Raw genomic sequence first — 26,419 nt, 5'->3', positions numbered from 1 at the left:
GCAAACGATCCCTCGCTGACCCCGGCCGAGCGTGCCCGCGCCGTCGTTCGCGCGAAGCTGCGTGCGGCCGCCAAACGGGATCACCGCACCGCCGAACAGCGCAACCACGACGCCCTGTTGGTGTTCTTCCGCCCCGACATGGGACCCACGAAACTCGGATCACATCGCGGACTTCCGGTCTCGACCATCATCACCATGAGCATCGACGACCTCGAGAAGCGCACCGGGGTCGCCACCACCGCCACCGGCGGCACGATGTCGATCACCCAAGCACTCCAGGTCGCCAGGAACTCGACCCCGTACCTGGTGGTGCTCGACCGCAACGGCCGCCCACTGCACCTGTCGCGCGGTCAGCGTCTCGCCAACCCCGCACAACGCCTGGCGCTCACCGCCACCGAACGCGGGTGCACGCGCCCCGGATGCGACGCGCCAGCGAGCCGCTCCGCCGTACACCACATCAAGGAATGGGCCGATGGCGGCGAAACGGACATCGAGAACCTGACCTTCGCGTGCGATGCCTGCCACGCCCAGATCAACACCGGCCCGAACGGGTGGGAAACCGTTGTGATGGGCGAGGATTCGGAGAATCCGGGCAAAACCGGCTGGATTCCTCCACCGCACATCGACCGAACTCGTAGGCCGCGTGTGAATTTCCGTCATCATCCCCAGTTTCCGGGTATCCCCGCGCGATGGCGCTGCTAGCCACACACCCCGGTCGTGTTTCCTTGCTCGCCGTTTTCCACTCTGCCTCTTCGGCTTTCCCATGCCGAAGGGGCTCCTCGCGCGCTCAGGCGTTGGCCCACTCTTCTCACCCGTGCGGCGTGTGCGTCCACACTCATCGGTGTTCACGCCCGTGGCCGACGTAGCCCGAACCCGCACCCACGCTGCGGCTTCCGGCGGGGTTCGGGAGAGCGGGCAAAGCAGATGCGACCGTGCTGGTCACGTCGTCTGCCGTACCCGACTTATGGCTCCCCAGTTGGGAGCGGGTTCGCCCTTCCAGCCGGGCCGGCCGGCCGTGGGCACCTTCTCGAGACTCACAGACAAAGACTCGTCATCAGCACAATGTGGTGATGTCTATGGCGGTGATTGCCGCGCTCGGCCCGGGGTTGGGAACTCGGCTACGCATCCGAGGGCTTCGATCCCGCCTATCGGCCCGGAAGGGCTGGAACCGCAGTCGAGGCACCCAACCGGCTCCGGCTGGTACTCCGTTATCCAGGCGTCCTTCCCCCAGGTAGGGCACCCAACCGCCGCCGAGTCTCCCGACGTCCCCCCGCTGGTACTCCGTTGTCCTGTCTTCTTTCCTGCGGCAGGCCCCCCAACCGCGATCGAGGCACCTGACGCACTCCGCCGATACTCCGTTGTCCAGGTGCCCTTTCTGCGGTAGCGCACTCAACCGCAGCCGAGGCTCCCGACCCACCCCGCTGGTACTCCGTGTTCTAGTCGTTCTCCCGCGGTAGGTCACCCAACCGCCGCCAAGAAGCCGATCAAGCTACATCCCCGGCCCACCTAGGCGGGAAGATCCAGCGCAGGCGAGTAGTCGATCTTCCAGTCGACATAGACGCCGAGCACACCATCGGCCAGGCAGCGCAGGCCGACGCTCACCCAGCGGATATCACCATCGTCGCGAACAGAGAAGCCCACGGCCACCGCGAAGCGCTCACCACCGCACGGACATGTGCACTCCGCCCATTCGCCGTCCTCGTCCCAGTGATCCGCGCTGTCGCCGAGAAAGGCGGTGGCGCCGCAGGACAGACAGGTGCGCCGGGCGAGACCCTCATCGTCGTCCGCGTCCACCCCGAATTCGCGTCCGTCGCAGCCCGCGCACACCGATTCGACGATTCGATCCACGCGATAGCCCCCGGCCTCGAAATCGCGCACGTACTCGGTCAGATCCGCGAGGTCGTCGCCGCGCGCGTATTCGCCTGATGTATCCAGAACCACGGGGCGAGCTTGCCAGGTGGATACGACAGTGCCCGCATCGAATTCGATGCGGGCACGAGAGCCGGCGGGTCAGCGCAGGGCGGGCGGATTGTTCAGGTCGCGGGCGTTGTAGGTGTCACACGCCTGCACCTGGCCGGTGCGGTAGCCGGTGAGGAACCACTTCTGGCGTTGCTCCGACGAACCGTGCGTCCAGCCTTCGGGATTCACCCGGCCGGTGGCGGCCTTCTGGATGCGGTCGTCGCCGACAGCGGCTGCCGCGGACAGGCCATCGCGAATGTCGTTCTCGGTCAAGGGCTTCAGGAAGGGCTCGGTGCCGCCGGGGGCGGGGAGCTTGTCCGCGTAGTACGCCCACACGCCCGCGTAGCAGTCGGCCTGCAGTTCGGTGCGGACCGCGCCGGATTCGGGACCGCGGGGATCGCGCTGGGCTCGATTGATGTCGCCGAGCAGGTTCTGGATGTGGTGGCCGAATTCGTGCGCGACCACATACTCCTGGGCCAGGGGCCCGCCGCTCGCGCCGAATTTGTCGGTGAGCTCCTGGAAGAAGCTGGTATCGAAGTACGCCGTCTGATCCGCGGGGCAGTAGAACGGGCCGACCGCGGAGGAGGCCCGGCCGCAGCCGGTGTCGATCACTCCGGAGAACAGCGAGACCTGCGGGTCGACGTAGCGCTTGTTGGTCTGCTTGGGCAGTTCGGTGGCCCACACCGAGTCCAGGCTCTGCACCGTCAGGATGACGCGGCAGTCGACGTACTTGTTCGCGTCCGCACCGGTCTTGCAGTGCTCGGGAGCGCCGCCGGTGCCCTGTTCGGTGCCGCCCGCGCCGGTGAATTGCCCGAGTACGCTGCCCGGATCGCCGCCCAGCAGCAGCGTGGCGATGAGAGCGATGATGCCGAGTGCGCCGCCGCCGAGCACCATGCCGCCGCCCATGCCCGGCCCGCCACCGCTGCGCACTCGATCCGGGTCGATCTGCATGCCTTCGTTGAACGTCATGGTCGCCGCTCTCCTTCGCAAGCATGTCCTCGCCCCGCAGGTCGGCCGACCTGGGGTCATCGGCGGCTCGCGCGGGCCGATATCGAGCCTTGGCGTACAGCTTGACAGGTCCGCGCGGATATCGGTTTCCACTCGGAATACGTGTCTCACTACGATGGGAACGCGCCCGGCCACCCCGCGGGCGTTTCGAAGTCCGTCGAAAGGAATCCCGTGCTGCGCACCCACTTGGCTGGTTCGCTGCGAAGCGAGCACGCCGGTCAGTCCGTCACCCTCACCGGATGGGTGGCGCGGCGTCGAGACCACGGTGGCGTGATCTTCATCGATCTGCGTGATGCTTCGGGCGTGTCGCAGGCCGTCTTCCGTGAGGGCGTGCCCGCCGAACAGGCCCACAAGCTGCGCAACGAGTTCTGCGTGAAGGTCACCGGCGTGGTCGAGAACCGTCCGGCGGGCAGTGAGAACCCGAATCTGCCGACCGGCGCCATCGAGGTCAATGTGACCGAGCTCGAGGTGCTCAACGAGTCCGCTCCGCTGCCGTTCCAGCTGGACGACGAGCCCGGCGAAGAGGCGCGCCTCAAGTACCGGTATCTGGATCTGCGCCGCGAGGGCCCGGCCAAGGCCATTCGCCTGCGCTCGCAGGTCAGCGCCGCCGCTCGCGAGGTGCTCGGCAAGCACGCCTTCGTCGAGGTCGAGACCCCGACCATGACGCGGTCCACGCCCGAGGGCGCTCGCGATTTCCTGGTGCCGGCGCGCCTGCAGCCGGGCAAGTTCTACGCGCTGCCGCAGTCGCCGCAGCTGTTCAAGCAGCTGCTCATGGTCGCGGGCATCGAGCGCTACTACCAGATCGCGCGCTGCTATCGCGACGAGGACTTCCGCGCGGATCGCCAGCCCGAGTTCACCCAGCTCGACATCGAGATGAGCTTCGTCGAGCAGGAAGACGTCATCCTGCTGGCCGAGGACATCCTGGTCGCGCTGTGGAAGCTCATCGGCCACGAGATCACCACGCCGATTCCGCACATGACCTACCACGAGGCCATGCGCCGCTACGGCTCGGACAAGCCCGATCTGCGCTTCGGCGTCGAGATCACCGAGATGGCGGAGTACTTCAAGGACACCACCTTCCGGGTGTTCCAGGCGCCCTACGTCGGCGCGGTCGTCATGCCCGGCGGCGCCTCGCAGCCCCGGCGTCAGCTCGATGCCTGGCAGGAATGGGCCAAGCAGCGCGGCGCCAAGGGTCTGGCCTACATCCTGATCCAGGAGGACGGCACCCTCGGCGGTCCGGTCGCCAAGAACCTGAGCGATGCCGAGCGTGAGGGCCTGGCCAAGTACGTCGGCGCGAATCCCGGCGACTGCGTGTTCTTCGCCGCCGGTGAGGCCAAGCCGCAGCGTGCCCTGCTGGGCGCCGCGCGCGGTGAGATCGCGCGCAAGTGCGGTCTCATCGACGAGAACGAATGGGCCTTCGTCTGGATCGTGGACGCCCCGATGTTCGAGCCCGCCGCCGATGCCACCGCCAGCGGTGATGTGGCCCTGGGCCATTCGGCCTGGACCGCGGTGCACCACGCGTTCACCTCGCCCAAGCCCGAGCACCTGGACACCTTCGATACCGATCCGGGTTCCGCGCTGGCCTACGCCTACGACATCGTCTGCAATGGCAACGAGATCGGCGGCGGCTCGATTCGTATTCACCGCAAGGACGTGCAGGAGCGGGTCTTCAAGGTGATGGGCATCAACGACGAGGAAGCGCAGGACAAGTTCGGCTTCCTGCTCGACGCCTTCTCGTTCGGCGCTCCGCCCATGGGCGGCATCGCCTTCGGCTGGGATCGAATCACCGCGCTGCTCGCGGGTGTGGATTCCATTCGCGAGGTCATCGCCTTCCCGAAGTCCGGCGGCGGCGTGGATCCGCTGACCGATGCCCCGACCCCGATCACCCCGGTGCAGCGTCGGGACGCGGGTCTGGACGTCAAGCTCGACGCCGAGGGCAATCCGATCAAGGAGAAGTAAGCCCACTCGACCGATAGAACAGCGGCCCGGTATCCACCGATACCGGGCCGCTGTCGTCGGTCAGGGTTCGCTCACAACGGTGCGATGAACCCGCCGGTGAGGTCGCGATAGGCGTAGGTGATCGCAATGGCGCAGACCGGGCCGGCCACCAGCAGGCCGAGGCCGCAGAGCATGGCCCCGATAAAGGTGATGATCATGACGGCTACCGCCAGCAAGATCACCTGCAACGCGTTGGCGACCACCAGCTGCGCGCTGGACTTGATGGCGGTGAGCGGGTCCTGGTCCTGGTCGATGACGAAGTGCAGGGCGAACATGCACACGACGCCGACGATGATGGCGGGAAAGACCCAGGCCATCGACGCGATGAGGCAGGCGACGAAGACGATCAATGCCGTGATCAGCACATTTCCGGCATTGACGAAGCCGAAGAAGGCCGGGAAATCCGGTGGGGTTCCGTCGGTTTCGTAGAGGCCGCCGCGCACCATGGCGGCCTGCAGCAACCACACCACCAGGGCGGCGACCGCGGATAGCAGCAGCACGCCCGAAAGCGATTGCACGTCAAGAATATTCACCATGAGGATGACCACGAGCCAGGCGATCATCCCGATCAGCACCATGCCCGCCCACGGCACCGGATTCCGGCGGAACCTTTCCCAGCCGTAGGCGATGGCGTGGCCGACGTTCAGGCGCTCGCGATCGTAGACCGGCACGGCGCCGTGCGGCGCGGACGGGAATTGCGACGTGTCGGGCTGCTGCGGTGCGCCCCCGGGACCACCCGGCGACGGCGCGAAACCGCCCTGGGGTGCGAAACCGCCCGGCGGGGGCGGATTTCCCGGCTGCGGGCCGCCGGCGGGCGGGTACTGCTGCGGTGCTCCGGGACCGTAGCCCTGCGGCGCGCCCGACTGCGGGTGCAGGTTCGGCGGGGGTTCCACGGGCTCGCTGCCGTACTGCGCCGCGCCCGGGCCGTCGAACTGCGGGTAGCCGGCGAGTCCGGGCATCTCGTGCCTGCCGTGCCCGCCCGGCGGATCCTGCGGCGCGGAATACGCTGCGGGCTGGGGGTTTTGATGGCGACCCGGGTCGGCTGCGTACTGCCCCCGGCCCTGCTGGGCGGGATTGTCGCCGTAGGGTTGGTTCGGTGCGGAGGGCGGCGTGCCGGTCATGGTCGCGAGCCTTTCACATTTCCCGGTTTACGGTGTGGCGCACAAGAGTTGAACATGAGACAACTAGACGGTCCAGGTTGTGTCAAGCAACCAGCGCCGCGTGGGCAAACCCTTCACAAAGACACGCCGGACGACGCGCGAAAGGTTGCGTAACCGCTCGCTGAAAGTGACCTGGAGCGAGTACTTTGGGTTCCGATGACCGCACTATTGGCCGAACGCGCCGCTGAAGTCGTGTACGCGGCACAACAGTTGCTCACAAAGCGAATGGGTGCTGCGGTAAAGCTGAGTGATCCAATGGAGCTCAGCGGCAGTGGTAGAACAACGGTTCTCCGCGTCCGTGTGGCGGAGAACGCGTTTTCACTTCCGCGCACCCTCATTGTGAAGCAGGTGCGGGGCACAGCCTCGCAGCGACGCACCGGCGGCATGGCCCCCGGCGTCGCCAGTATCGACTCCGCGTTCCTGCGCGAAGCCGTGTCCTATCAGTTCACGACCGCACTGGGCAAGGAGCACAGACCCGGGGCCTACCTCCTGGGCTACAGCCTGCCCGATCGCCTGCTCATCCTCAGCGACCTGGGTGAGAACACCTCGCTGACGCAGGTGCTGCAGACCAACATCGAACCGGCCGGCCGCAATGCCCTCATGGCCTTCGCGCAGGCACTGGGCCGGATGCACGCCGCCACCGTCGGCCGCGAAGCCGATTTCGTCGCCCTGCTGCGCCGCGTGGACGTGGTGCACCGGGTGGACGGCATCGCCCAGCAGGCCGAAGACCTCCGTCACCGAAGTGCCCGACATGCTCCAGCGCGAACTCGGCATCGAGGTGCCCGGTGAGATCGCCGAGCGCATCGTGCGCGGCAACCGGCTCTTCTCCGCCGGCCGCCACCGCGCCTTCAGCCCGTCCGACCTGTGCCCGGACAACGTGATCCTCAACGAAGAGGGCGCGCGGTTCCTGGACTACGAATGGGGTGGCTTCCGCGACGCCACCCTCGACATCGCCTACGCGCTGGTTTCCTTCCCCGGCTGCCTCTGCGATTTCGAGCTCTCGCGCGAGCGCGCCCGGCAGATGGTGGAAGCCTGGCGGTCGGAAGTGGTCGCGGTCTGGCCCGCTCTCGCCGACGACGACGTGCTCGCCGAACGGATCCTGGAAGCCCGGCTGATCTGGGTCTGGCTCTCCACCTACTGGTTCCTGCCCGCCGATCACACCCGCATCGCCGCCGCCCGCGAGCACGGCCTCTCGATCCCGCGCTCGGCCGCGCTGATCAATCGCTGGGCCGCCCTCGCCGAGGACGCCCGCTGCACCGGCGACGATGCCCTGGGCGATTTCGCCGAACACGTCTCGGCGACGCTCGAGGAGCGCTGGGAGGAGTGAGCACGGGCCGCTGAAACCGGGGCGGCCCGTTCACACCACCGCGATGGTGCGTGCCTCGCCTCGCTCGGTCGCGGCTCAGTGCGCGACGGGTCCCGGGCACTGCTCGATGTTGCCCCCGCCGCTGCGCACCGCGTAGGAAACGCCGTGGCGCACGCCCGTATTCGGATCACGGATGTCCAGCAGATAGAACCAGTCCATCTGCGCCCGCTCGGCGGTCACCGAGAGCACGCCGTAGCCGTGGGAATCCAGTTCCACATAGCGCATGTGCGGGTTGATGCGGGCGATGGCGGTTTCCAGGGGCACGCTCACCGTGCGCGCGGGCATCTGCAGGATCTCCCCGACGCTGCCGGTGGTCACCGAGGGGACCACGAATTCGGTTCCCGCGCGCGGGCCCGCCGGATACGCCGTGACGTGCACCGGGAGATCGGACGCCCACGAGGTGTGGATGTCGCCGGTCAGGAAGACCACGTCCGAGCAGTTCTGGTCCACGATCGCGTCGAAGAGCGCGCGGCGATCGGCCGCGTAGCCGTCCCACTGATCCGCGTTGACCGGGATGCCGTCCTGCGGGACGCCGATCACGCCGTTCAGGGCCGCTGCGGTGGCCGCGTCCATGGGCGGCAGCAGCAGCGGGGCGATCATGACCGGGTTGCCGACCAGCTTCCAGCGCACCGGCGCCGAGACGAGACCGCCGGTGAGCCAATCCATTTGCGCCCGGCCGGTGAGGGAACGGGCCGGGTCGTCGACCTGCCGCCAGCCCGCCACGGCGGGCAACTGCTGATCGCGATAGGTGCGCAGATCCAGCATGGAGAGTTCGGCCAGGTCGCCGAAGCGCAGGCGGCGGTAGAGCCGGGCGCCGGGACCGTAGGCGCGCACCGGCATCCACTCCAGGTACGCCTGGAGCGCGGCCGCGCGGCGGGCAGGCCAATCGCCCTCGCCGGGTTGATGATTCTCCGCGCCGCCGGACCAGGCGTCGTTGGCGGACTCGTGATCGTCCCAGGTGCAGATGAACGGGACGCGGGCGTGCAGGGCGGCCAGGTCGGCGTCGGTCTTGTACTGCCCGTGCCGAATTCGGTAGTCGGCGAGCGAGACGATCTCGTGGGCGGGCTCGTGCTGCCGGTCGATCTTGGGCATCAGCCCGGCGTGCTTGCCGCGCGCGTATTCGTACAGGTAGTCGCCCAGGTGGATGATCGCGTCGAGGTCGTCGCGCGCCGCGAGATGCCGGTACGCGCCGAAGTATCCGGACTCCCAGTTGGAGCAGGACACCACGCCGAAGCGGAGACTGCCGGGGGAGTCGTCGGCCGCGGGTGCGGTGCGGGTGCGGCCGGTCGCTGAGGTCTGGCCGAGCGCGCTGAAGCGATAGAAGTAGTCGGTGGCGGGGGCGAGCCCCGAGACGTCGACCTTGACCGTGTGGTCCGATGCCGAGTCGGTGGTGTGCGTGCCCGCTGCCGCGATCGAGGTGAACTCCGCGTCCGCGGCGATCTCCCAGCGCGCCGAAACCGGTTCGCCGACACCGGAACCCGGGGTCGCCGCGTCGTCCGGGGTGACGCGCGTCCACAGGATCACCCCGGTCGGCAGTGGATCACCGGAGGCGACACCGTGCCGGAAGACCGGCCCGGTGGCGCCGGCGCGACCCGAGGTGACGAGCAGCGCGGACGCCGCGACGACGGTGCCGCCCTTGATGGCGGTGCGGCGGTCGAGAGCGGCGACGGGTGCGAGCTTGGAGCGGGCCACGACCCATGACATCCCGTGCGGGCGAACCGAATCAAGGGGCAACGCGTGAACGGCGCATGAATGGCGGACCCGGCCAATGGGAACCGGGCGGCCGACCGGCCCAGCACGCTGCCGCCCGCCTCCGGAAGTCGTCGTTGCTCGGATGTCCGGTCGATCGGCCGCCCCGCGCGGCTCGACGGTATGTAGCCCACCCACGCGGTGTATGGCGTCGGTGGGCAGCGGCGAGAGCCTCAGACCACCGGGGTCGCGCGGGGCTCGAGCCGGCCGCCGCGGCGGGCGCCGAACGACGCGCCGTGGCGCACACCGGTATTCGGGTCGGCGACGTCGGTGACGTAGAACCAGTCCATCTGGGTCTGGTCGGCGTCGATGTGCAGGACGCCGTAGCCGTGCGAGTCGAGTTCGGTGTAGCGCAGGTGGCGGTTCACGTTCACCAGGGCGGTCTCGGCGGCGACCGAGGTGGTGCGGGGCGGGGTCTTGGTGATGTCGCCGATGCTCTGGGACGTGATCGACGGGACCACGAATTCCACGCCCGCGGTCTGCGAGGCCGGATAGGTGGCGGCGACCAGGGGAATGTCGGCGGCCCAGGACGTGTGGATGTCGCCGGTCAGGAAGACCACGTCGGAGACCTGATCGTCGACGATGGTGTGCAGTAGTTTCTGGCGGTCGGCGGTGTAGCCGTCCCACTGGTCCAGGTTCACCGGGATGCCCTGATCGGGGATGCCGATCGTCTCGGTCAGCGCGGCGGTGACCGCCGGATCCAGCGGCGGCACCGTCAGCGGCGCGATCATGACCGGATTGCCGATCACCTTCCAGGTCACCGGGGCGGACACCAAACCGGCCGTGACCCAATCCATTTGGTCCTTGCCGGTGATCGTGCGGTCCGGGCTGTCGACGTCGCGCCAGCCGGGTCCGGCGTGCAACTGCTCGCTGCGGTAGGTGCGCAGATCCAGCATGGACAGCTCGGCCAGGGTGCCGAAGCGCAGTCGCCGGTACAGGCGCTTGTCGCCGCCGGTGCGCACCGGCATCCATTCGAGGTACGCCTGCAGCGCCGCCGCGCGGCGGTCGGCCCAGGAGCCCTGCGTGGCGGGATCGTGGTCCTCGGAGCCGTTCGCCCAGGCGTTGTCGGCGGTCTCGTGATCGTCCCAGGTGCACACGAACGGCACCCGCGCGTGCAGGTTCGACAGGTCCGGGTCGGTCTTGTACTGCGCGTGCCGAATTCGGTAATCCGCCAGCGACACGATCAGGTGCGCGGGCTCGTGCCAGCGCACCGACCCGGCGCGGCCGCCGTACTCTCCGCGCGGGTACTCGTACAGGTAGTCGCCCAGATGGACGACGACATCGAGATCCTCGCGCGCGGCCAGGTGCCGGTACGCGCCGAAGTACCCGGCCTCCCAGTTGGCGCAGGACACCACGCCGAGGCGCAGCCGGTCCGGGGTGTCGGATTCGGCGGGCGCGGTGCGGGTGCGGCCGGTCGGCGAGGTCTGGCCGAGCGCGGTGAACCGGTAGAAGTACTCGCGTCCCGCGCCGAGTCCGGTGACGTCGATCTTCACCGTGTGATCGGCGTCCGAGGTGGCGGTGTGGCTGCCCGAGGCGGCGATCGAGCCGAAGTCCGCGTCGCTGGCTACTTCCCAGCGCACCGATACCGGTGCGCCGGCGCCGGACCCGGGCAGGGCGTCCTCGCCGGGAGTGACGCGGGTCCAGACGATCACCCCGCCGGGGAGTGGATCACCCGAGGCGACGCCGTGCCGGAACACCGCGTTCTCGGCCCGCGCGAGGGCGGGCGCACCGAACAGCGAGGAGGCCACCGCGGCGGTGCCGCCGGTGAGGATCGCGGCCGTTCCGCCCTTGAGCGCGGAGCGTCGATCGAAGGGGCCGGAGATGATCTCGGTGAGGCGCACGCCACAGATCGAATACGATCCAGTGCCCGCCGAGCAAATCTGGACAGATGAACAGTTAGTGACCGCGGGGTTCGGGCCGGTCGCGCGTGCCTGACGCGGATGCTGTCGGTCCCGCTGGGTAGGGTTCGCTCGTGAGTGATGGGCTGTTCGACGCACCGGGAACGGAGGCCGTGTCCGAGGAGTTCGCTCCGCGCGCACCCGCGGGCGGTGAGGGATTCGCGCCGCTGGCCGTCCGCATGCGCCCGCGCACCCTGGACGAGGTGATGGGGCAGCAGCATCTGCTCGGCCCGGGCTCGCCGCTGCGCCGGCTCATCGAGGGCTCCGGCGCCGCCTCGGTCCTGCTGTACGGTCCGCCCGGCACCGGCAAGACGACCCTCGCCTCGCTCATCTCCCACTCCACCGGCCGCCGCTTCGAAGCGCTGTCCGCGCTCTCCGCCGGGGTCAAGGAGGTCCGCGCCGTCATCGACGTCGCGCGCCGCCGGCTCACCGCGGGCGAACAGACCGTGCTGTTCATCGACGAGGTGCACCGGTTCTCCAAGACCCAGCAGGACGCGCTGCTGGCCGCGGTCGAGAACCGCATCGTGCTGCTGGTCGCGGCGACCACCGAGAACCCGTCGTTCTCCGTTGTGTCACCGCTGCTGTCGCGCTCGCTGGTACTGCAGCTGCAATCGTTGTCCGAGAGCGATATTCGCGCCGTGCTGCGGCGCGCGATCGAGGATCCGCGCGGGCTGGCGGGGGAGTACACCGTCACCGAGGAGGCCCTCGACCACATCGTGCGCATCGCCGGGGGTGACGCGCGGCGCTCGCTCACCGCGCTGGAGGCCTCCGCCGAATCCTCGCTCGACGGACAGGTCGGGGTGGAGCTGGTCGAGGCCAGCGTGGACCGGGCCGCGGTGCGCTACGACCGCGCCGGCGATCAGCACTACGACGTCATCAGCGCCTTCATCAAGTCGCTGCGCGGCTCCGATGTCGACGCCGCGCTGCACTACCTGGCGCGCATGATCAGTGCGGGCGAGGATCCGCGATTCATCGCGCGCCGCTTGATGATTCAGGCCAGCGAGGAGGTCGGCATGGCCGACCCCACGGCCCTGCAGACCGCCGCCGCGGCCGCCCAGGTCGTCCAGTTGGTCGGCATGCCTGAAGCACAGTTGGCGTTGGCGCAGGCCACAATTCACATTGCGACGGCACCCAAATCGGGTGCCGTCGTCAAGGGGATCGGTGCGGCGCTCGCGGATGTGCGCGCGGGCAAAGCCGGTGCGGTGCCGCCACATCTGCGCGACGGGCACTACAAAGGCGCGGCCGCGCTGGGCAATGCGCAGAACTACCGGTATCCGCACGATCATCCGGATGGTGTTCTGGCACAACAGTATCCGCCGGACGAATTGGTCGGAACGGATTATTATCATCCAACGGACCACGGCTACGAGCGTGAAGTCGGACCGCGCGTGACCAAACTCCGCCGCATCGTGCGCGGCAGATAGCCGCACTTCAGGCGTGTCGTTCGGCGAGTCGGGGTGCGCGCGTGGCGATCCCGGCCGAACGTGCCGCGAGCGGGTATAACGTCCGTCGCATGACTGCCATAGCGGATCGGCCACAGATGCTCATCGAAGATTTCGAGGCCCTCGCGAACGATGCGCGCGAGGGGGTCAGGCTGGAGTTCATCAACGGAAAGCTGGGGGCGAAGCCGTTGCCCGACGGGGATCACGACGAGATCTTCCAATGGCTGCTCGAGCAGGTGCTCGCGCAGCTGCCGGGCGTGCGGCTCTACCCGGAGATCGGATTGCTCGTCGACGCGTACGGCGGCGGCCGCGCGCGCACCGACGCGGTGGTCGCGGCCCGGCGGGCGTTCGCCGGGCAGGGGAGATGGAAGACCCCCGAGGCGGTGCTCATGGTCGTGGAGGTGACCCGCTTCGACTCCGATTCCGACCGGCGCGATCGGGAGGAGAAACCCCGCGCCTACGCCGAGACCGGCATTCCGGTCTATCTGCTCATCGACCGGGAGAGCCAGGAGCTCATCGTCTACAGCCGCCCGCGCGGCAGCGTGTACTCCTCCTGCGTGCGCCTGCCGATCGGGGAGCCGTTCGAACTCCCCGATCCGGTGGAGATCACCCTCAACACCGAGCCGCTGCGCGACCTGGTGCACTGAGGCGCGGGCTCAGTCGAGAATCAGATCGTCCCGGAACAGTCCGTTGTCCCGGGCGATCTGCTCGATCTCCTTCGGCGTGCCCGCCATGATCGTGCGCACGTGCGCGGTCACCAGCTCCACGGGCCAGTCCCACCACGCCGCGCGGCGCAACCGGGCCACGTCCTCGTCGTCGAAGCGCTGCTTGACCGGCTTGGCCGGATTGCCGCCGACGATCGTGTACGGCGGCACATCGGCCGTCACCACCGCACCCGTGGCGATGATCGCACCGTCGCCGATGCGCACGCCCGGCATGACCAGCGAGTTGAACCCGAACCACACGTCGTTGCCCACCACGGTGTCGCCGCGGCTCGGGATCGAGGTGAGGATGTCCATGGTGTCCGCGGCCCAGGTGCCGCCGAAGATGGTGAACGGGAAGGTCGACACCCCGGCCGTCGGATGATTGGCCCCGGCCATGATGAATCGGGTGCCGGTGGCCAGCGCGCAGTACCGGCCGATGATCAGCTTCTCGGGCCCGAAGGCGTAGAGCACGTTGTTGCGCTCGAACTCGGTCGCGGCATCGGGATCGTCGAAGTAGGTGTAATCGCCCACCTCTATATTGGCCGCCTCGATGAAGGGCTTCAGGAAGATCGTGCGATCGGTGTGCGGGAGCGGATAACGGACGTCGGGATCGGGAATCTCAGGCACCTCCGTGATGCTAGCCACCCGGCCGGAGTCGGGGAAAACCCGCTGGACCGGGACCGGTAGGCTGGATAGCTGTGCAGACCCACGAGATTCGCCGACGCTTCCTGGAGCATTTCGTCCGTGCCGGACATACCGAGGTGCCCAGCGCCTCGCTGATCCTGGCCGACCCCAACCTGCTGTTCGTCAACGCGGGCATGGTCCAGTTCGTGCCGTATTTCCTGGGTCAGCAGACCCCGCCCTTCTCCACCGCGACCAGCGTGCAGAAGTGCGTGCGCACCGGCGACATCGAGAATGTCGGCATCACCACCCGGCACAACACCTTCTTTCAGATGGCCGGCAACTTCAGCTTCGGCGACTACTTCAAGCAGGGCGCCATCGAGTTCGCGTGGTCGCTGCTCACCAAGAGCGTCGAGGACGGCGGCTACGGCTTCGACCCCGAGCGGCTGTGGGTCACGGTCTACCTCGACGACGACGAGGCCGAGCAGATCTGGCTGAAGATGGGCGTGCCGTCCGAGCGCATCCAGCGCCGCGGCATGGCCGACAACTACTGGTCCATGGGTATCCCGGGACCGTGCGGCCCGTGTTCGGAGATCTACTACGACCGCGGTCCCGAGTACGGCATCGAGGGCGGCCCCGAGGCCGACGAGGATCGGTACATCGAGATCTGGAACCTCGTGTTCATGCAGAACGAGCGGGGCGCCGGGCGCGGCAAGGACGACTTCGAGATCCTGGGACCGCTGCCCAAGAAGAACATCGACACCGGCATGGGCGTCGAGCGCGTGGCGTTCCTGCTGCAGGGCGTCGACAACGTCTACGAGACCGATCTGCTGCGCCCGATCATCAACAAGGCCGAGGAACTGACCGGCCGCAACTACGGCGTCGACCACGCCGACGACGTGCGCTTCCGCGTCATCGCCGACCACGCCCGCACCGGCGCGATGCTCATCGCCGACGGCGTGAACCCGGGCAACGACGGCCGCGGCTACGTGCTGCGCCGGCTGCTGCGCCGCATCGTGCGCTCGGCCCGCCTGCTCGGCGCCGAGAAGCCGGTCATGGGCGAGTTCATGAAGATCGTCAGCGACCTCATGGCCCCCTCGTACCCGGAACTGGCCACCGACTACAAGCGCATCGAAACCGTCGCCGTCGGTGAGGAATCGGCGTTCCTGCGCACGCTGAGCACCGGCTCCAAACTGTTCGACGACGCCGTCTCCGAGGTGAAGGCCCAGGGCGGCAAGACGATCAGCGGCACCGAGGCGTTCACGCTGCACGACACCTACGGCTTCCCGATCGACCTGACCCTGGAGATGGCCGCGGAGGCGGGCCTGCAGGTCGACGAGACCGGCTTCCGCAACCTCATGGCCGAGCAGCGGGCGCGCGCCAAGGAGGACGCGTACTCGCGCAAGCAGGGTCACGCCGACCTCACCGTCTACAAGGAATTCGTCGACCGCGGCGCGACCGAGTTCACCGGTTTCGACGAATTGGCCACCGAGGCAACGGTGCTCGCCATCATCAAGGACGGCGTGCGAGTGCCGGTGGCCGAAGTGGGCCAGGACGTGGAGATCATCCTCGACCGTTCGCCGCTGTACGCCGAGTCCGGCGGCCAGATCGCCGACCGCGGTTCCATGAGCTCCTCGCACGGGCTGAAGGTGCGCGTCAACGACGTGCAGAAGATCGCCAAGAAGGTGTGGACGCACAAGGCCACCATCGAGGCGGGACAGCTCACCGAGGGCGACACCGTGCTCGCGCAGGTCGATCCGGCCTGGCGGCGCGGCGCCACCCAGGGCCACACCGGCACCCACATGGTGCACGCCGCGCTGCGACAGGTCCTGGGCCCCAACGCGGTTCAGGCGGGCTCGCTCAACAAGCCCGGCTACCTGCGCTTCGACTTCAACTGGCAGGGCGCGCTCAGCGACCAGCAGAAGTCCGACATCGAGGCCATCTCGAACGATGCCGTCGCGGACGACTTCACCGTGAACACCTTCATCACCGATCTGCCCAGCGCCAAGAAGATGGGCGCGATGGCGCTGTTCGGGGAGAACTACGGCGACGAGGTTCGCGTGGTGGAGATCGGCGGGCCGTTCTCCATGGAACTGTGCGGCGGCACCCACGTGCAGCACTCCTCGCAGATCGGCCCGATCACCCTGCTCGGTGAGTCGTCGGTCGGTTCGGGCGTGCGCCGCGTGGAGGCGTTCGTCGGCCTGGACTCGTACAAGTACCTCGCCAAGGAGCGGGCGCTGCTGGCCGGTCTGGCCTCCTCGCTCAAGGTGCCCTCGGACGAGGTGCCCGGGCGCGTGGAGCAGCTCGTCGAGCGGCTCAAGGTTGCCGAGAAAGAACTCGAGCGCACCAAGATGGCCGCGGTGCTGTCCTCGGCGGGCACGTTCGCCGAGCAGGCCCAGCGCGTGGGCAAGGTCCTGCTGGTCGCGGCCGCGGCCCCCGAGGGTGTCGGCGCGGCCGATATCCGCACCCTGGTGCAGGACATCAAGGGCCGCTTGGGCTCCGAGCCGGCCATCGTGGTGCTGCTCGGCAACGACGGAGGCAAGGTTCCGTTCGTCGTCGCGGTCACCAAGGCGGCGCAGGATCTGGGCGTCAAGGCCGGCGATCTGGTCGCCAGCTTCGGTCCCAGCATCGCGGGCCGCGGCGGCGGCAAGCCGGAGATGGCACAGGGCGCGGGCACCGATCCGTCCGGTATCGAGGCCGGTCTGACGGCTGTGCGGGCGCGGGTGGCCGAGCTCGCCGGCTGATGTCCAATCAGTCCGAATTCTCGGATTCGCGAACACCGGCCGTCGAGCGATCGGCGAGTTACAGCGCCGATCGCCCGACCCCCGGCGAGGATCCCGGCCGGGGTCGCCGCATCGGCATCGACGTGGGCACCGTCCGCGTCGGCGTCGCCTCGAGCGACCCGGACGGCCTGCTCGCCACGCCGGTGGAAACCGTTCCCAAGGCTAAGAAGGTCGCCCCCGGGACCCTGGCCCCCGATCTCGCGAGAATTGCCGAGATTGTGCGGGAGTACGAGGCCGTGGAAGTAATCGTCGGCCTGCCGCGCACCTTACGCGGTGAGAGTGGCTCGTCCGCTAAGCTGGCGGCCACCTTCGCGGGGCGTTTGCGGACTTTGATCGCACCGGTGCCGGTGCGACTTTCCGACGAACGTTTGACTACGGTGTCTGCTGCACGCGCGTTGCGGGACAGTGGAGTTCGCGCGCGCGGGCAGCGGCAGGTCATCGATCAGGCGGCCGCCGTGTCGATCCTGCAAGGATGGTTGGACGAACGGAGTGCGCTATTGAAGCCGCGCGGTGATGGTGATACCGCATGACCGACCGCTGGACCCGGGCCGAGGAACGCTACCGGCAGAACGCTGAACGTCGTTACCGCAGAGACGACCTGGACTGGCCGGACGCGGACGACGACGAGGACGACACCACCGTCATCCCCCGGTACGAGGACGACGACGAGTACGACGACGAGCCGTACCTCGAGCCCGAGCCGCCCCGTCGCGCCGCGCCGCAGCGCGCCGACCGGGGCCGTCGCGCGCCCGCGGGCGGCGCGAAGTCGCGCGCGGGTGGCAAGTCGGGTGGGTCGCGTCCCAAGCGTTCGCGTGCGGCCTCGCGCAAGGCCGCCGAGCGCAAGCGCCGCCGTCGCAACATGGTCGTCATCGCCTCGGTGTTCGTCGTGCTGTTCGTGGGCGCGGTGGGCTTCGCGGCGTGGAAATTCATGAACCGCTTCACCCCGGCCGAGGATTTCGCCGCGGGTGAGTCCGGCGCGCTGGTCGTGGTGCAGGTCAAGTCCGGTGACACCGCCACCCAGATCGCCGAATCCATGTACGACAAGGGTGTCGTCGCCAGCAGCGCCGCCTTCTACGAGGCCGCGGTACAGAACAGCGGCATGAACTCGATCCAGCCCGGCTACTACGCGATTCCCACCCGCAGCAAGGCGTCCGAAGCGGTCACCACGCTGGTGGGGACCACCTCCCGGGTCGGCAACGTGGTCATCTCCGAGGGCAGGCAGCTGCACGACTCGAGCGATGTCAACACCGGCGCCTCCAAGGAGGGCATCTACCGCAAGATCGCGGCGGCCAGCTGCGTCGGCGCCGGCGCCGCGAGCAAGTGCCTCACCTACGAGCAGCTCGAAGCGGCCGGCGCCAACACCGACCCGGCGGCGCTCGGGGTGCCGGCGTGGGCGCTGGACCGGGTGCGGCAGGTACCCGATCGCAGCCGTCAGCTCGAGGGCCTGATCTCGGCAGGCACCTGGGATTTCGATCCCAGCGCCACCCCCGAGGGCGTGCTGAGGTTCCTGGTCTCCGAGAGCGCCAAGAGCTACGAGTCGACCGGTCTGCTGCAGTCCGGGGGCGGCAAGCTCAGCCCCTACGAGATGCTCATCGGCGCGTCGCTGGTGGAGCGCGAGGCGCTGCCGCCGGACATGTCCAAGGTGGCGCGGGTGATCGTGAACCGCCTGGCGGTCGATCAGCCGCTGCAGTTCGACTCCACCGTCAACTACCGGCTCGACAAGACCGAGGTCGCCACGACCGACGCCGATCGCGCCCAGAAGACGCCGTGGAACACCTACGCCATGGCCGGACTGCCCGCCACACCCATCTCGTCCCCGTCGCTGGATGCCCTGCGCGCCATGGAGAATCCCGAACCGGGCACGTGGCTGTACTTCGTGACGATCGACAAGAAGGGCACCACCCTCTTCACCGAGAGTTACAGCGAGCATCTGCGCAACATCGAAAAGGCACAGCAGAGTGGAATTCTCGACAGTGGGCGGTGAGGTTCGCAAGGCCGCCGTGCTCGGCAGCCCGATCGCGCACTCGCGCTCACCGCAACTGCATCTGGCGGCGTACCGTGCGCTCGGGCTGAACTGGACCTATGAGCGGGTCGAGTGCACGGGTGAGCAGCTGCCCGGATTCGTCGACGGGCTCGGGCCGGAGTGGGTCGGGCTGTCGGTGACCATGCCGGGCAAGGTCGCCGCGCTCGCGTACGCCGACGAGCGCACCGAGCGGGCGGAGCTGGTGGGCTCGGCGAATACGCTGCTGCGCACCGCGACCGGATGGCGCGCGGACTGCACCGACGTCGACGGTGTGCGCGGTGCGCTGCAGGGCGCGGGCGTCGAGGAGATCGCTCGCGCGGTCGTGCTCGGCGCGGGCGGCACGGCGCGCCCGGCGCTGCTGGCGCTGGCGGAACTGGGCGCGCACACGGTCACCATCGTCGCCCGCGACAAGGGCCGCGCGGCCGACACCCTGGAACTCGCCGAGCGCCTGGGCATGTCGGCCGAGATCATCGACTTCGACGCGGACGCACTGGGTTTCGTCTGCGCCGAGGTGGACGCCGTGGTCAGCACGGTCCCGGCCGCCGGGGCGGCGGGTGTGGCGGACGCGGTGGCGCAGGCGCCCGTGGTGCTGGACGCGATCTACAACCCGTGGCCGACGCCGCTCGCGGAAGCGGTGCAGCGGGCCGGGAACACGGTGGTCAGCGGGCTGGAGATGCTGCTCCAGCAGGCGTACGGGCAGGTCGAGCAGTTCACCGGCAAGCCCGCGCCGCGCGCGGAAATGGCTGCGGCGCTGGCGGAATGAGATCCCGGGGCGAGTTCCCGGAAGCAGGACACAGGAACGGCGTCGCGTGGTCGCGGCGCCGTTCGCCGTCTCCGGCGGGCGTCCGGCCGTGATGGTTCCGGTCGGTGAGCTCGGGCCGATCCCGTCGCGTCGGCCCTCGGGTCACTCGTGTTCGTCACCGGTAGCCCGCCGGGTCGATCGGGCGAGTGCCGGTGTCTGCCGCCTTGTGCGGGAAGGTTTTCCGCAGTTCAGTCCTGCGCGCTCGCTGTTGTGGCCGCGGAAATCTGTACCGTGTCCGAGGGTTCCGGATCGAAGGCGTGCCGGAAGGTGAAGGCGTGCGGGGTCGGGCCGTGCTCGCGCAGGTGGGCCAGGCGTCCCATGGCGTCCTCGAGGGTCGGCAGTTCGCCGGCGGGCACCCACCACAGCACCGTGAAGACCTCGCCGAGCGAGACGAACCATTCGCGGCGGCGGCGCACGAAATCCATGTGGCCGCTGCGGTAGACGTAGTCGAACAGGGTCTCGCGCGATTCCCACAGGCTCATGTTCACGAGCATGTCGGGCTCGTCGTCGTAGGGGCGCAGGGAGGTCGCGTCGTTGGAGCCGTCCTTCACCAGGCGCCACAGGAATCCGGGCGAGCGTTCGGCCAGGGCGTTGATCGAGTCGAGTCCGGCGTAGAAGTCGGCCACGCGCGGGTCACCCTGCGGGGCGACCAGGCGGCCGATGTTGAGCTGTGCGAGGTGCATACCCGGACTATAACTAATCATCGCTTGTTTTAGAGAACGATACGCAACACCGGCCGGGCGCCGCGTCCATCCGCGCGGTCCAGCCCGCCTCGGCGGCGACGGGTTCGAGCAGGGCCAGGTTCATGCCGCACACCAGCGGCGGGAAGTCCGCCGCCAGGCGATGGAAGGGGCAGTTGCGCAGCCGGATTCGAGTCCCGTCCAGGTACGGCTCGTAGCCGCGCTCGCGCAGCACGTCGAACAGTTCGCGCCCCTCCAGGCGTGGCCCGTGCGCGGCGGCGGCCGCCTCGATGGCCGTCTCCAGTCCGGCGTGCTCGGTGACCTCGGCGAGAATCGTCGCGGCGGTGCGGTAGTCGCGCTGCGGGAGCAGGACCGCGAACTCGGCATCGGCGCGCCGGTAGAACTTCGCGGGACGTCCCGATCCCGGTCCGGTCCGGCCCTCGGGACGGCGGAACACCGCGTCCAGCAGTCCGGCCTCGGCCAGCTTGTCCAGATGGAAGGCCGCCAGCGGGCGCTTGATCTCCACCGCGGCGGCGGCCTCGTCCCGGCTCACATCGTGATCGGCGGCCGCGACGTAGTCGTACAGGCGTCGGCGGATCGGGTCCTGCAGCAGGGCGACGGCTTCGATGCTCACCCGGTCTTTGTAGCAGCGTGCGGTCCCATCGGGCCCGGTCGCGGTCGCCCGTGCGCGTCGGAATCCGACGAACCAGCTAAAGTTCTAGAACGAGTTTCAATTCCGTGAACCGGTTCGCAGGTTAAGGTGATCATCATGAATGCGTGGGTGTTGCGCGCCGTGGCTTTGGGAGCGCTGACCGTGGTGCTCCGGACCGTGCTCGGCCTGGCGATGATTAACTGGCCGACCAACGGCGCCTGGATGCGGATGTTGTGCCTGATCGTCCTGCTCGCCGCCGTCGTGGGCTGGGGAGTGCTGGACGGCCGCGCCGATCGTCGTGCCAACCCCGATCCCGAGCGCGGCACGGACCTGACCATGCGCTGGCTCAAGGCCGGCGTGGTCGGCGGCATCGGCAGCGGCGTGGTCGCGTGGATCCTGGACTTCGTGCCCAAGTTCGACCTCGGCGACAACGGGCTGCTGTTCGAGGTCAGCTCCGGCGCCTCCTTCATCATTCTGCTGATCTTCATCCCCGGCGTGATCGGCGTGACCATCGGCCGCTACCTGGCCGGGCGCGAGTCCAAGGGCAATGCCAACGCCTCGGCCGACACCGTCGTCCTGAACAAGGAGTCGGCTTCGGTCTGACACCCGGCACCGAGCGCAGCGAACGCCACGGCGGAGTGCCCGCCGTGGCGTTCGGCGTTCGCGGGGGTCGCGCCCGCCGGTATCCTCGGCTCCGACCGAACGGAAGGGGCCGGGGGACAGTGAGTGTGGCGATGCAGGAGGCGTTCGAACGGGCCGACGCGCTCGAGCGCCGGGGTGACACGGCCGAGGCCGTGCGAGTGTTCGAAGAGCTGGCGGCGAGCGAGTACGGACCGGCGCTGTCCAGGCTGGGTCTGATCGCCGTCGAGAGCGGTGACGAGGCGAGCGCCGAGACCTGGTGGGAGCGGGCGGCTGCGGCCGGCCACGCGGCGGCGATGTTCAACCTCGGGCTGCTCGCGGACAACCAGTCCCGCCCGGCGGACAGCGAACGCTGGTTTCGCGCGGGCGCGGCGGCGGGCGACACCGACGCGGCCTTCAACCTCGCGCACCTGCTCGAGCGGCGCGGGGACACCCGCGAGGCCATCGAGTTCTATCGGGTGGCAGCGGCCGCGGGCGATGTGAAGGCCATGTACAACGTCGGCAGTCTGCTGTTCGTGGACCGCGGCAAGTTCGACTACGGCGACGAGTACCGGACCTGGTGGCAGCGCGGGGCCGACGCCGGTGAGATGCACAGCGCGTACAGCCTCGCCGTCGCCTACGAGGTGATCGATCCGGCCGCGGCGCGGCCGTTGTTCCGCGCGGCGGTCGCGGCGGGACATCCCAAGGCCGCGGCCCGAGCGGAGGCTTTCGAGAACGGGTTCTGGCCGGACGGGCGGCCACATATTCGCGGGTTGTTCTGAGCCCGGCGGCGAGGGAACGGCGAACTTCGCGCCGGCGCGTTTAGGGTCCGATCACATGGCCGATGAAACCGTGAACGTACTCGTCGAGAGCGAATTCGCCCCGCTGCGTACCGTGGTGGTCTCGCGGTGTGAATTCCGGGCCCCGGACGACGCGACTATCCTCGGGCATTCGATGCCCGTCGAGGCGAGCGCCGTCGAGATCCTGGAAGCGGTGTGGGGTAGGGACTTCGGCGCGGTCTATCCGGAGAAACAGCGGCGCTGGGAGGCCGAGCGCGACGAACTCGCGACGGTGCTGCGCCGGCACGGCGTGGAGGTGCTGCGGCCGCGGCTGTTCACCGACGACGAGAAGGCCGCCGCGGGCCCGGTCGGGTACGCCAACTTCTTCGTGCGTGATCCCTGGTTCACCGTCGGCGACCACGTCATCGAGGGCGTGCTGCAGTTCCCGCACCGGCGGATGGAAGTGCTGCCGAGCCGGGACCTGCTGCTCGACCGGGTGCTGCCGTCCGCGGCGCGGTATGTGTCGCTGCTGCAGCCCGGCAAGGCGCCGCTGGGACACCCGGGCCCCGGGCCCTTCCTCGAGGGCGGCGACGTGCTGATGCTGGGGGAGCACGTGTTCGTCGGGCTGTCCGGAATGGCCAGCGACGAACTCGGCTGCCGCTGGCTCGCGAAGTACCTGGAACCCTTCGGGCACACCGTGATTCCGGTCCGCCTGCCCGCGCACGTGCTGCATCTGGACTGCGCGCTGGGCCTGGTGCGCGACGGCCTGCTGATCGCCTGCCCGGACCGGCTGCCCGACGGCCTGCCCGCCCCGCTGCGCGACTGGGAGGTGATCGAGGTCAGCGAGGACGAAGCCGCGGCCATGGCCACCAACGGCCTGCCCATCGACGAGCGCACCTACATCACCGACCCCGAATTCGCCAGGGTCGGAACGGAACTGCAGAACCGCGGCATCGCCGTGGAGTACATCGACTTCTCGGTGTCACGGCTGTTCGGCGGCGCGTTCCGCTGTTCGACCCAGCCGCTGCTGCGCGCGGGCTGAGACGCCACGACTCCGCGCCGGGGCGGCCCGGCGCGGCCGAAAGACGTTCCGGCTCAGCGGAAAGCCCGCCGATAGGCGCCCGGGCTCACCCCGGTCGTGCGCTTGAACCGCTCGCGAAAACCCGCGGCGGAACCGAATCCGACCCGGTCGCCGATGTGCTCGACCGAGTCGGAGCTGGTCTCGAGCAGTTGCTGGGCGCGCCGGACGCGGGCCCGGTGCACCCACTGCAGGGGCGTGCTGCCGGTCTGCTCCGCGAAACGGCGCAGCAGGGTGCGATCGCTCACCCCGGCGTGCGCGGCGATATCGGCGAGTGTCAGTGGGCGAGCGAGGTTTTCCTGAATCCAGCGCAGCGTCGGCTCCAGTCCGGCGCCCGCCGGGATCGGGACGTGATCGTGCGGGATGAACTGTGCTTGACCGCCTTCGCGTTCGAGGGGCATCACCGCCTGGCGCGCGGCGTCGGCGGCGACGGCGGAACCGTGGTCGCGGCGAATCAGGTGCAGGCACATGTCGACTCCCGCCGCCGCCCCGGCGGAGGTGAGGAACCGGCCGTTGTCGACGTACAGCACATTGGGATCGACCTCGATCGCGGGATAGCGGGCGGCCAGCAGCTCGGCCGCCATCCAGTGCGTGGTCGCGCGCAGGCCGTCGAGCAGGCCGGTGGCCGCGAAAGGGAAAGCGCCCGAACAGATCGACGCGATCCGGGCGCCGCGCGCGGCGGCCGCGAGCAGCGCGACGCGGCAGTTCTCCGGGAGCGCGGCGGTGGGGCGGGCGATGCCGGGAATGATGATCGTGTCGGCTTCGGCCAGCGCGTCCAGGCCCCGATGGGCGCGCAGCGTGAAGGTCCCGGTGTCGATATCGGGTGTCTCGGCGCACACGAGCACCCGATAGCAGGGGTCGCCGCCGGGCAGCCGGGCCCGGCCGAAGGCCTCGACCGGGGTCGCCAGATCGAAGGGGATCACGCCGTCGAGCGCCAGAACAGCCACCGTGTGCACGATCCGAACATACGGGCGGCGGCGATAATCCATCGAATGCTGTCGCCAATGCCACTGGGGCGGTCCGGGCCCGGCGCCTAGCGTCGATCGCGAGCGAGCGAGACGAGTTCGCACCGACCGCCCGGAGGCATCCATGACCGGCGCCACGCCGCAGCCCGACCGTGTTCAGATCGCCATCCTGGCCTATCCGGGGATGACGGCCCTGGATTCGATCGGGCCGTACGACGTCCTGCGCGGACTGCCGGGCGCCGAGATCCGTTTCGTCTGGCACGAACCCGGGCCGATCGTCACCGACAGCGGGGTGCTCGTGCTGGCCGCGACGCACTCGCTCGACGAGACGCCCGCGCCCGACATCGTGCTGGTGGGCGGATCGATTCCGGCCACCATGGCCACCGCCGCCGACGAGAAGGTGCTGGCGTGGCTGCGCCGCGTGCACGAGCACACCACCTGGACCCTGTCGGTGTGCAGCGGTTCGATCATCCTGGCCGCCGCGGGCCTGCTCGACGGGCAACCCGCGACCTCGCACTGGGCCGCCCAGTCGCTGCTGACCGGGCTCGGCGCGAAACCGCAGCGCGACAGGCGGATCGTGCGCTCGGGCAAGATCGTGACCGCCGCCGGGGTGTCCGCGGGCATCGATCTGGGCCTGTGGCTGATCGGCGAGATCGCCGGACCCGATCGCGCCCGGGCGGTGCAGCTGGCGATCGAGTACGACCCGCAGCCGCCCTACGACAGCGGCCACCCGAGCAAGGCCGACGCGCGGACCAGGTCCGCCGCCGCCCGCCTGACCAAGGATCTGGCCACGCCCCGCGAGCTCGGCGGCGAGTTCCTGAACGGCTCGAAAGTGCTGTGGGCCGGTGCGATTCGCCGGGCGCGGGCCCGCTTCGCACGCGCGTGACCGGGCTACAGCAGGATCGCGCCGCCGGCCGGGGTGCCTTCGCGGGCGATCGCGGAGTAGGCGGCGGCCAGCAGTGACGGATCGGGGCCCTCGAGGCGGCCGGGCTTGGCCAGGCCGTCCAGGACCACGAAGCGCAGGACGCCGGAGTGGGTCTTCTTGTCGCCCTGCATGCTGTCCATGAGCTGGGGGAGCGCGTCGGCGTCGTAGGTGGTGGGCAGGCCGACGCTCTCGAGCACCGCGCGGTGACGCTCGGCGGTGGCGTCGTCGAGGCGACCGGCCAGGCGGCCGAGCTCGGCGGCGAAGACCAGGCCCACCGACACGGCCGCGCCGTGCCGCCAGCGGTAGCGCTCGCGGCGCTCGATGGCGTGGCCGAGGGTGTGGCCGTAGTTCAGGATCTCGCGCAGATCCGATTCCTTGAGGTCGGCGGCGACCACGTCGGCCTTGACCTGGATGGCGCGGCGGATGAGCTCGGGCAGCACCGTGCCGGTCGGGTCGAGGGCGGCCTCGGGATCGCGCTCGATGAGTTCGAGGATCACCGGGTCGGCGATGAAACCGGCCTTGATGATCTCGGCCATACCGGCGACGATCTCGTTGCGCGGCACGGTTTCCAGGGTCGCCAGGTCGACGAGGACCGCGGCGGGCTCGTGGAAGGAGCCGACCAGGTTCTTGCCCGCCTCGGTGTTGATGCCGGTCTTGCCGCCGACCGCCGCGTCCACCATGGCCAGCAGGGTGGTCGGCACGTGCACGATGGCCACGCCGCGCATCCAGGTGGCGGCCACGAAACCGGCCAGGTCGGTGGCCGCGCCGCCGCCCAGGCTGATGATGGCGTCCTTGCGGGTCAGCCCGATCCGGCCCAGCACCTCCCAGCAGAATCCGGCGACCTGCAGGTCCTTACCGGCCTCGGCGTCGGGGATCTCGATGCGGTGCGCGTCGATGCCCTTGTCGGCGAGCGCCTTTCGCACCACCTCGGCCGTCTCGGCCAGCGGCGGCTGATGGAAGATCGCGACCGTGCGCACGCCGTTCCGCCCGGTGACCTCCTCGACCAGATCGCCGAGCAGACCGCGCCCGATGATCACCGGATACGGGTCTGCGGTGCGGACCTCGATGCGGGTCGGCTCGCTCATGGGTGCTGCTCCGATTCTCGTGAAGGTGTGTCTGGTGTCTGCTCGCCGTTGGCCCGCGCCCGGGCGCGGGCCCGCCGCGCTCTGGCTCGGCGCGATCGCCCGGCCCCGGGTGTGGCCGGGCCGC

General features: G+C 69.3%; 22 protein-coding genes and 1 pseudogene. 13 read left to right on the top strand and 10 right to left on the bottom strand.

The features are described from left to right. A partial coding sequence (locus tag ACWDOP_RS33520; protein ID WP_456348262.1) for a DUF222 domain-containing protein occupies window positions 1–702 on the top strand: 702 nt, incomplete at its 5' end. An 804-nt stretch (window positions 703–1,506) separates the two neighbouring features. Here the strand turns inward: ACWDOP_RS33520 and ACWDOP_RS33515 are convergent. Both ACWDOP_RS33515 and ypfJ read right to left on the bottom strand, forming a co-directional pair. Beyond that, window positions 1,507–1,941: a hypothetical protein gene (locus ACWDOP_RS33515; protein ID WP_456348261.1), complete on the bottom strand. Its 435-nt coding sequence runs from the start codon at window positions 1,939–1,941 to the stop codon at window positions 1,507–1,509. A gap of 69 nt (window positions 1,942–2,010) precedes the next feature. Further along, window positions 2,011–2,928, bottom strand: a complete 918-nt coding sequence (gene ypfJ / locus ACWDOP_RS33510; RefSeq protein ID WP_454202901.1) for a KPN_02809 family neutral zinc metallopeptidase — start codon at window positions 2,926–2,928, stop codon at window positions 2,011–2,013. Window positions 2,929–3,138: 210 nt separating this feature from the next. Here ypfJ and aspS point away from each other — a divergent pair, with 210 nt between their 5' ends. Next, window positions 3,139–4,926, top strand: a complete 1,788-nt coding sequence (aspS, locus tag ACWDOP_RS33505) for an aspartate--tRNA ligase (RefSeq protein WP_454202902.1) — start codon at window positions 3,139–3,141, stop codon at window positions 4,924–4,926. Between the two features lie 71 nt (window positions 4,927–4,997). Here the strand turns inward: aspS and ACWDOP_RS33500 are convergent, their stop codons facing one another. After that, a complete protein-coding gene (locus ACWDOP_RS33500; RefSeq protein WP_456348260.1) occupies window positions 4,998–6,086 on the bottom strand; it encodes a hypothetical protein in 1,089 nt (362 codons plus the stop codon). 195 nt (window positions 6,087–6,281) lie between these two features. Here ACWDOP_RS33500 and ACWDOP_RS33495 point away from each other — a divergent pair. Then, a pseudogene (locus ACWDOP_RS33495) lies at window positions 6,282–7,452 on the top strand (phosphotransferase family protein). A gap of 75 nt (window positions 7,453–7,527) precedes the next feature. Here the strand turns inward: ACWDOP_RS33495 and ACWDOP_RS33490 are convergent. Both ACWDOP_RS33490 and ACWDOP_RS33485 read right to left on the bottom strand, forming a co-directional pair. Beyond that, the gene (locus ACWDOP_RS33490) at window positions 7,528–9,195 is read right to left on the bottom strand and encodes an alkaline phosphatase D family protein (protein WP_456348259.1); all 1,668 of its coding nucleotides are present in this window, start codon (window positions 9,193–9,195) and stop codon (window positions 7,528–7,530) included. Window positions 9,196–9,413: 218 nt separating this feature from the next. Next, complete coding sequence (locus ACWDOP_RS33485; protein WP_456348264.1) at window positions 9,414–11,066, bottom strand: alkaline phosphatase D family protein; 1,653 nt, start codon at window positions 11,064–11,066, stop codon at window positions 9,414–9,416. Between the two features lie 146 nt (window positions 11,067–11,212). Between ACWDOP_RS33485 and ACWDOP_RS33480 the strand changes: the two genes are divergently transcribed. Next, complete coding sequence (locus ACWDOP_RS33480; protein ID WP_456348258.1) at window positions 11,213–12,562, top strand: replication-associated recombination protein A; 1,350 nt, start codon at window positions 11,213–11,215, stop codon at window positions 12,560–12,562. 89 nt (window positions 12,563–12,651) lie between these two features. Then, on the top strand, window positions 12,652–13,227 hold the full coding sequence (locus tag ACWDOP_RS33475; protein ID WP_354986869.1) for a Uma2 family endonuclease: 576 nt from the start codon (window positions 12,652–12,654) through the stop codon (window positions 13,225–13,227). Between the two features lie 9 nt (window positions 13,228–13,236). Here the strand turns inward: ACWDOP_RS33475 and ACWDOP_RS33470 are convergent, their stop codons facing one another. Further along, a complete protein-coding gene (locus ACWDOP_RS33470) occupies window positions 13,237–13,911 on the bottom strand; it encodes a CatB-related O-acetyltransferase (protein ID WP_456348257.1) in 675 nt (224 codons plus the stop codon). 71 nt (window positions 13,912–13,982) lie between these two features. On the opposite strand from ACWDOP_RS33470, the gene alaS reads away from it, so the two are divergent. From alaS to ACWDOP_RS33450, 4 genes are read left to right on the top strand one after another with little or no spacing between them, the layout of a single operon-like run. After that, window positions 13,983–16,649 carry an alanine--tRNA ligase gene (alaS, locus tag ACWDOP_RS33465; RefSeq protein ID WP_456348256.1) on the top strand — a complete coding sequence of 889 codons (2,667 nt, stop codon included), beginning with the start codon at window positions 13,983–13,985 and terminating at the stop codon, window positions 16,647–16,649. Next, entirely contained in the window at window positions 16,649–17,218 is a 570-nt protein-coding gene (gene ruvX, locus ACWDOP_RS33460) for a Holliday junction resolvase RuvX (RefSeq protein WP_454202909.1), read from the top strand. Before alaS ends, ruvX begins: the two co-directional genes overlap by 1 nt. Further along, the gene (locus ACWDOP_RS33455) at window positions 17,215–18,672 is read left to right on the top strand and encodes an endolytic transglycosylase MltG (RefSeq protein WP_456348255.1); all 1,458 of its coding nucleotides are present in this window, start codon (window positions 17,215–17,217) and stop codon (window positions 18,670–18,672) included. The genes ruvX and ACWDOP_RS33455 overlap by 4 nt, the downstream gene beginning before the upstream one ends. After that, entirely contained in the window at window positions 18,647–19,474 is an 828-nt protein-coding gene (locus ACWDOP_RS33450) for a shikimate dehydrogenase (RefSeq protein ID WP_456348254.1), read from the top strand. The genes ACWDOP_RS33455 and ACWDOP_RS33450 overlap by 26 nt, the downstream gene beginning before the upstream one ends. A gap of 227 nt (window positions 19,475–19,701) precedes the next feature. Here ACWDOP_RS33450 and ACWDOP_RS33445 read toward each other — a convergent pair whose 3' ends face one another. Then, complete coding sequence (locus tag ACWDOP_RS33445; RefSeq protein ID WP_456348253.1) at window positions 19,702–20,196, bottom strand: DUF3291 domain-containing protein; 495 nt, start codon at window positions 20,194–20,196, stop codon at window positions 19,702–19,704. Between the two features lie 13 nt (window positions 20,197–20,209). Beyond that, entirely contained in the window at window positions 20,210–20,827 is a 618-nt protein-coding gene (locus tag ACWDOP_RS33440; RefSeq protein WP_456348252.1) for a helix-turn-helix transcriptional regulator, read from the bottom strand. Window positions 20,828–20,962: 135 nt separating this feature from the next. On the opposite strand from ACWDOP_RS33440, the gene ACWDOP_RS33435 reads away from it, so the two are divergent. From ACWDOP_RS33435 to ACWDOP_RS33425, 3 genes are all read left to right on the top strand, one after another. Then, the gene (locus ACWDOP_RS33435; RefSeq protein ID WP_456348251.1) at window positions 20,963–21,448 is read left to right on the top strand and encodes a B-4DMT family transporter; all 486 of its coding nucleotides are present in this window, start codon (window positions 20,963–20,965) and stop codon (window positions 21,446–21,448) included. Between the two features lie 119 nt (window positions 21,449–21,567). Beyond that, entirely contained in the window at window positions 21,568–22,245 is a 678-nt protein-coding gene (locus ACWDOP_RS33430) for a tetratricopeptide repeat protein (RefSeq protein ID WP_456348250.1), read from the top strand. Between the two features lie 55 nt (window positions 22,246–22,300). Next, a complete protein-coding gene (locus ACWDOP_RS33425; RefSeq protein ID WP_456348249.1) occupies window positions 22,301–23,284 on the top strand; it encodes a dimethylarginine dimethylaminohydrolase family protein in 984 nt (327 codons plus the stop codon). A 53-nt stretch (window positions 23,285–23,337) separates the two neighbouring features. On the opposite strand, the gene ACWDOP_RS33420 is transcribed toward ACWDOP_RS33425, so the two are convergent. Next, window positions 23,338–24,276, bottom strand: coding sequence for a GlxA family transcriptional regulator (locus ACWDOP_RS33420; protein ID WP_456348248.1), 939 nt, complete (start codon window positions 24,274–24,276; stop codon window positions 23,338–23,340). Window positions 24,277–24,409: 133 nt separating this feature from the next. Between ACWDOP_RS33420 and ACWDOP_RS33415 the strand changes: the two genes are divergently transcribed. Then, window positions 24,410–25,171, top strand: coding sequence for a DJ-1/PfpI family protein (locus tag ACWDOP_RS33415; protein ID WP_456348247.1), 762 nt, complete (start codon window positions 24,410–24,412; stop codon window positions 25,169–25,171). 5 nt (window positions 25,172–25,176) lie between these two features. Here the strand turns inward: ACWDOP_RS33415 and aroB are convergent, their stop codons facing one another. Beyond that, entirely contained in the window at window positions 25,177–26,295 is a 1,119-nt protein-coding gene (gene aroB / locus ACWDOP_RS33410; protein WP_454202919.1) for a 3-dehydroquinate synthase, read from the bottom strand. Window positions 26,296–26,419: the final 124 nt, after the last annotated feature.

The organism is Nocardia sp. NPDC003693 (genome assembly GCF_053981095.1).
This window is presented reverse-complemented; position numbering and strand designations above follow the sequence as displayed.

Bases quoted from the DNA above. Each gene is read 5' to 3' on its own strand.
- ypfJ (WP_454202901.1), bottom strand. From the start codon at position 2,928: ATGACGTTCAACGAAGGCATGCAGATCGACCCGGATCGAGTGCGCAGC.
- ACWDOP_RS33500 (WP_456348260.1), bottom strand. From the start codon at position 6,086: ATGACCGGCACGCCGCCCTCCGCACCGAACCAACCCTACGGCGACAAT.
- ACWDOP_RS33490 (WP_456348259.1), bottom strand. From the start codon at position 9,195: ATGTCATGGGTCGTGGCCCGCTCCAAGCTCGCACCCGTCGCCGCTCTC.
- ACWDOP_RS33475 (WP_354986869.1), top strand. From the start codon at position 12,652: ATGACTGCCATAGCGGATCGGCCACAGATGCTCATCGAAGATTTCGAG.
- ruvX (WP_454202909.1), top strand. From the start codon at position 16,649: ATGTCCAATCAGTCCGAATTCTCGGATTCGCGAACACCGGCCGTCGAG.
- ACWDOP_RS33455 (WP_456348255.1), top strand. From the start codon at position 17,215: ATGACCGACCGCTGGACCCGGGCCGAGGAACGCTACCGGCAGAACGCT.
- ACWDOP_RS33445 (WP_456348253.1), bottom strand. From the start codon at position 20,196: ATGCACCTCGCACAGCTCAACATCGGCCGCCTGGTCGCCCCGCAGGGT.
- ACWDOP_RS33435 (WP_456348251.1), top strand. From the start codon at position 20,963: ATGAATGCGTGGGTGTTGCGCGCCGTGGCTTTGGGAGCGCTGACCGTG.
- ACWDOP_RS33425 (WP_456348249.1), top strand. From the start codon at position 22,301: ATGGCCGATGAAACCGTGAACGTACTCGTCGAGAGCGAATTCGCCCCG.
- ACWDOP_RS33415 (WP_456348247.1), top strand. From the start codon at position 24,410: ATGACCGGCGCCACGCCGCAGCCCGACCGTGTTCAGATCGCCATCCTG.
- aroB (WP_454202919.1), bottom strand. From the start codon at position 26,295: ATGAGCGAGCCGACCCGCATCGAGGTCCGCACCGCAGACCCGTATCCG.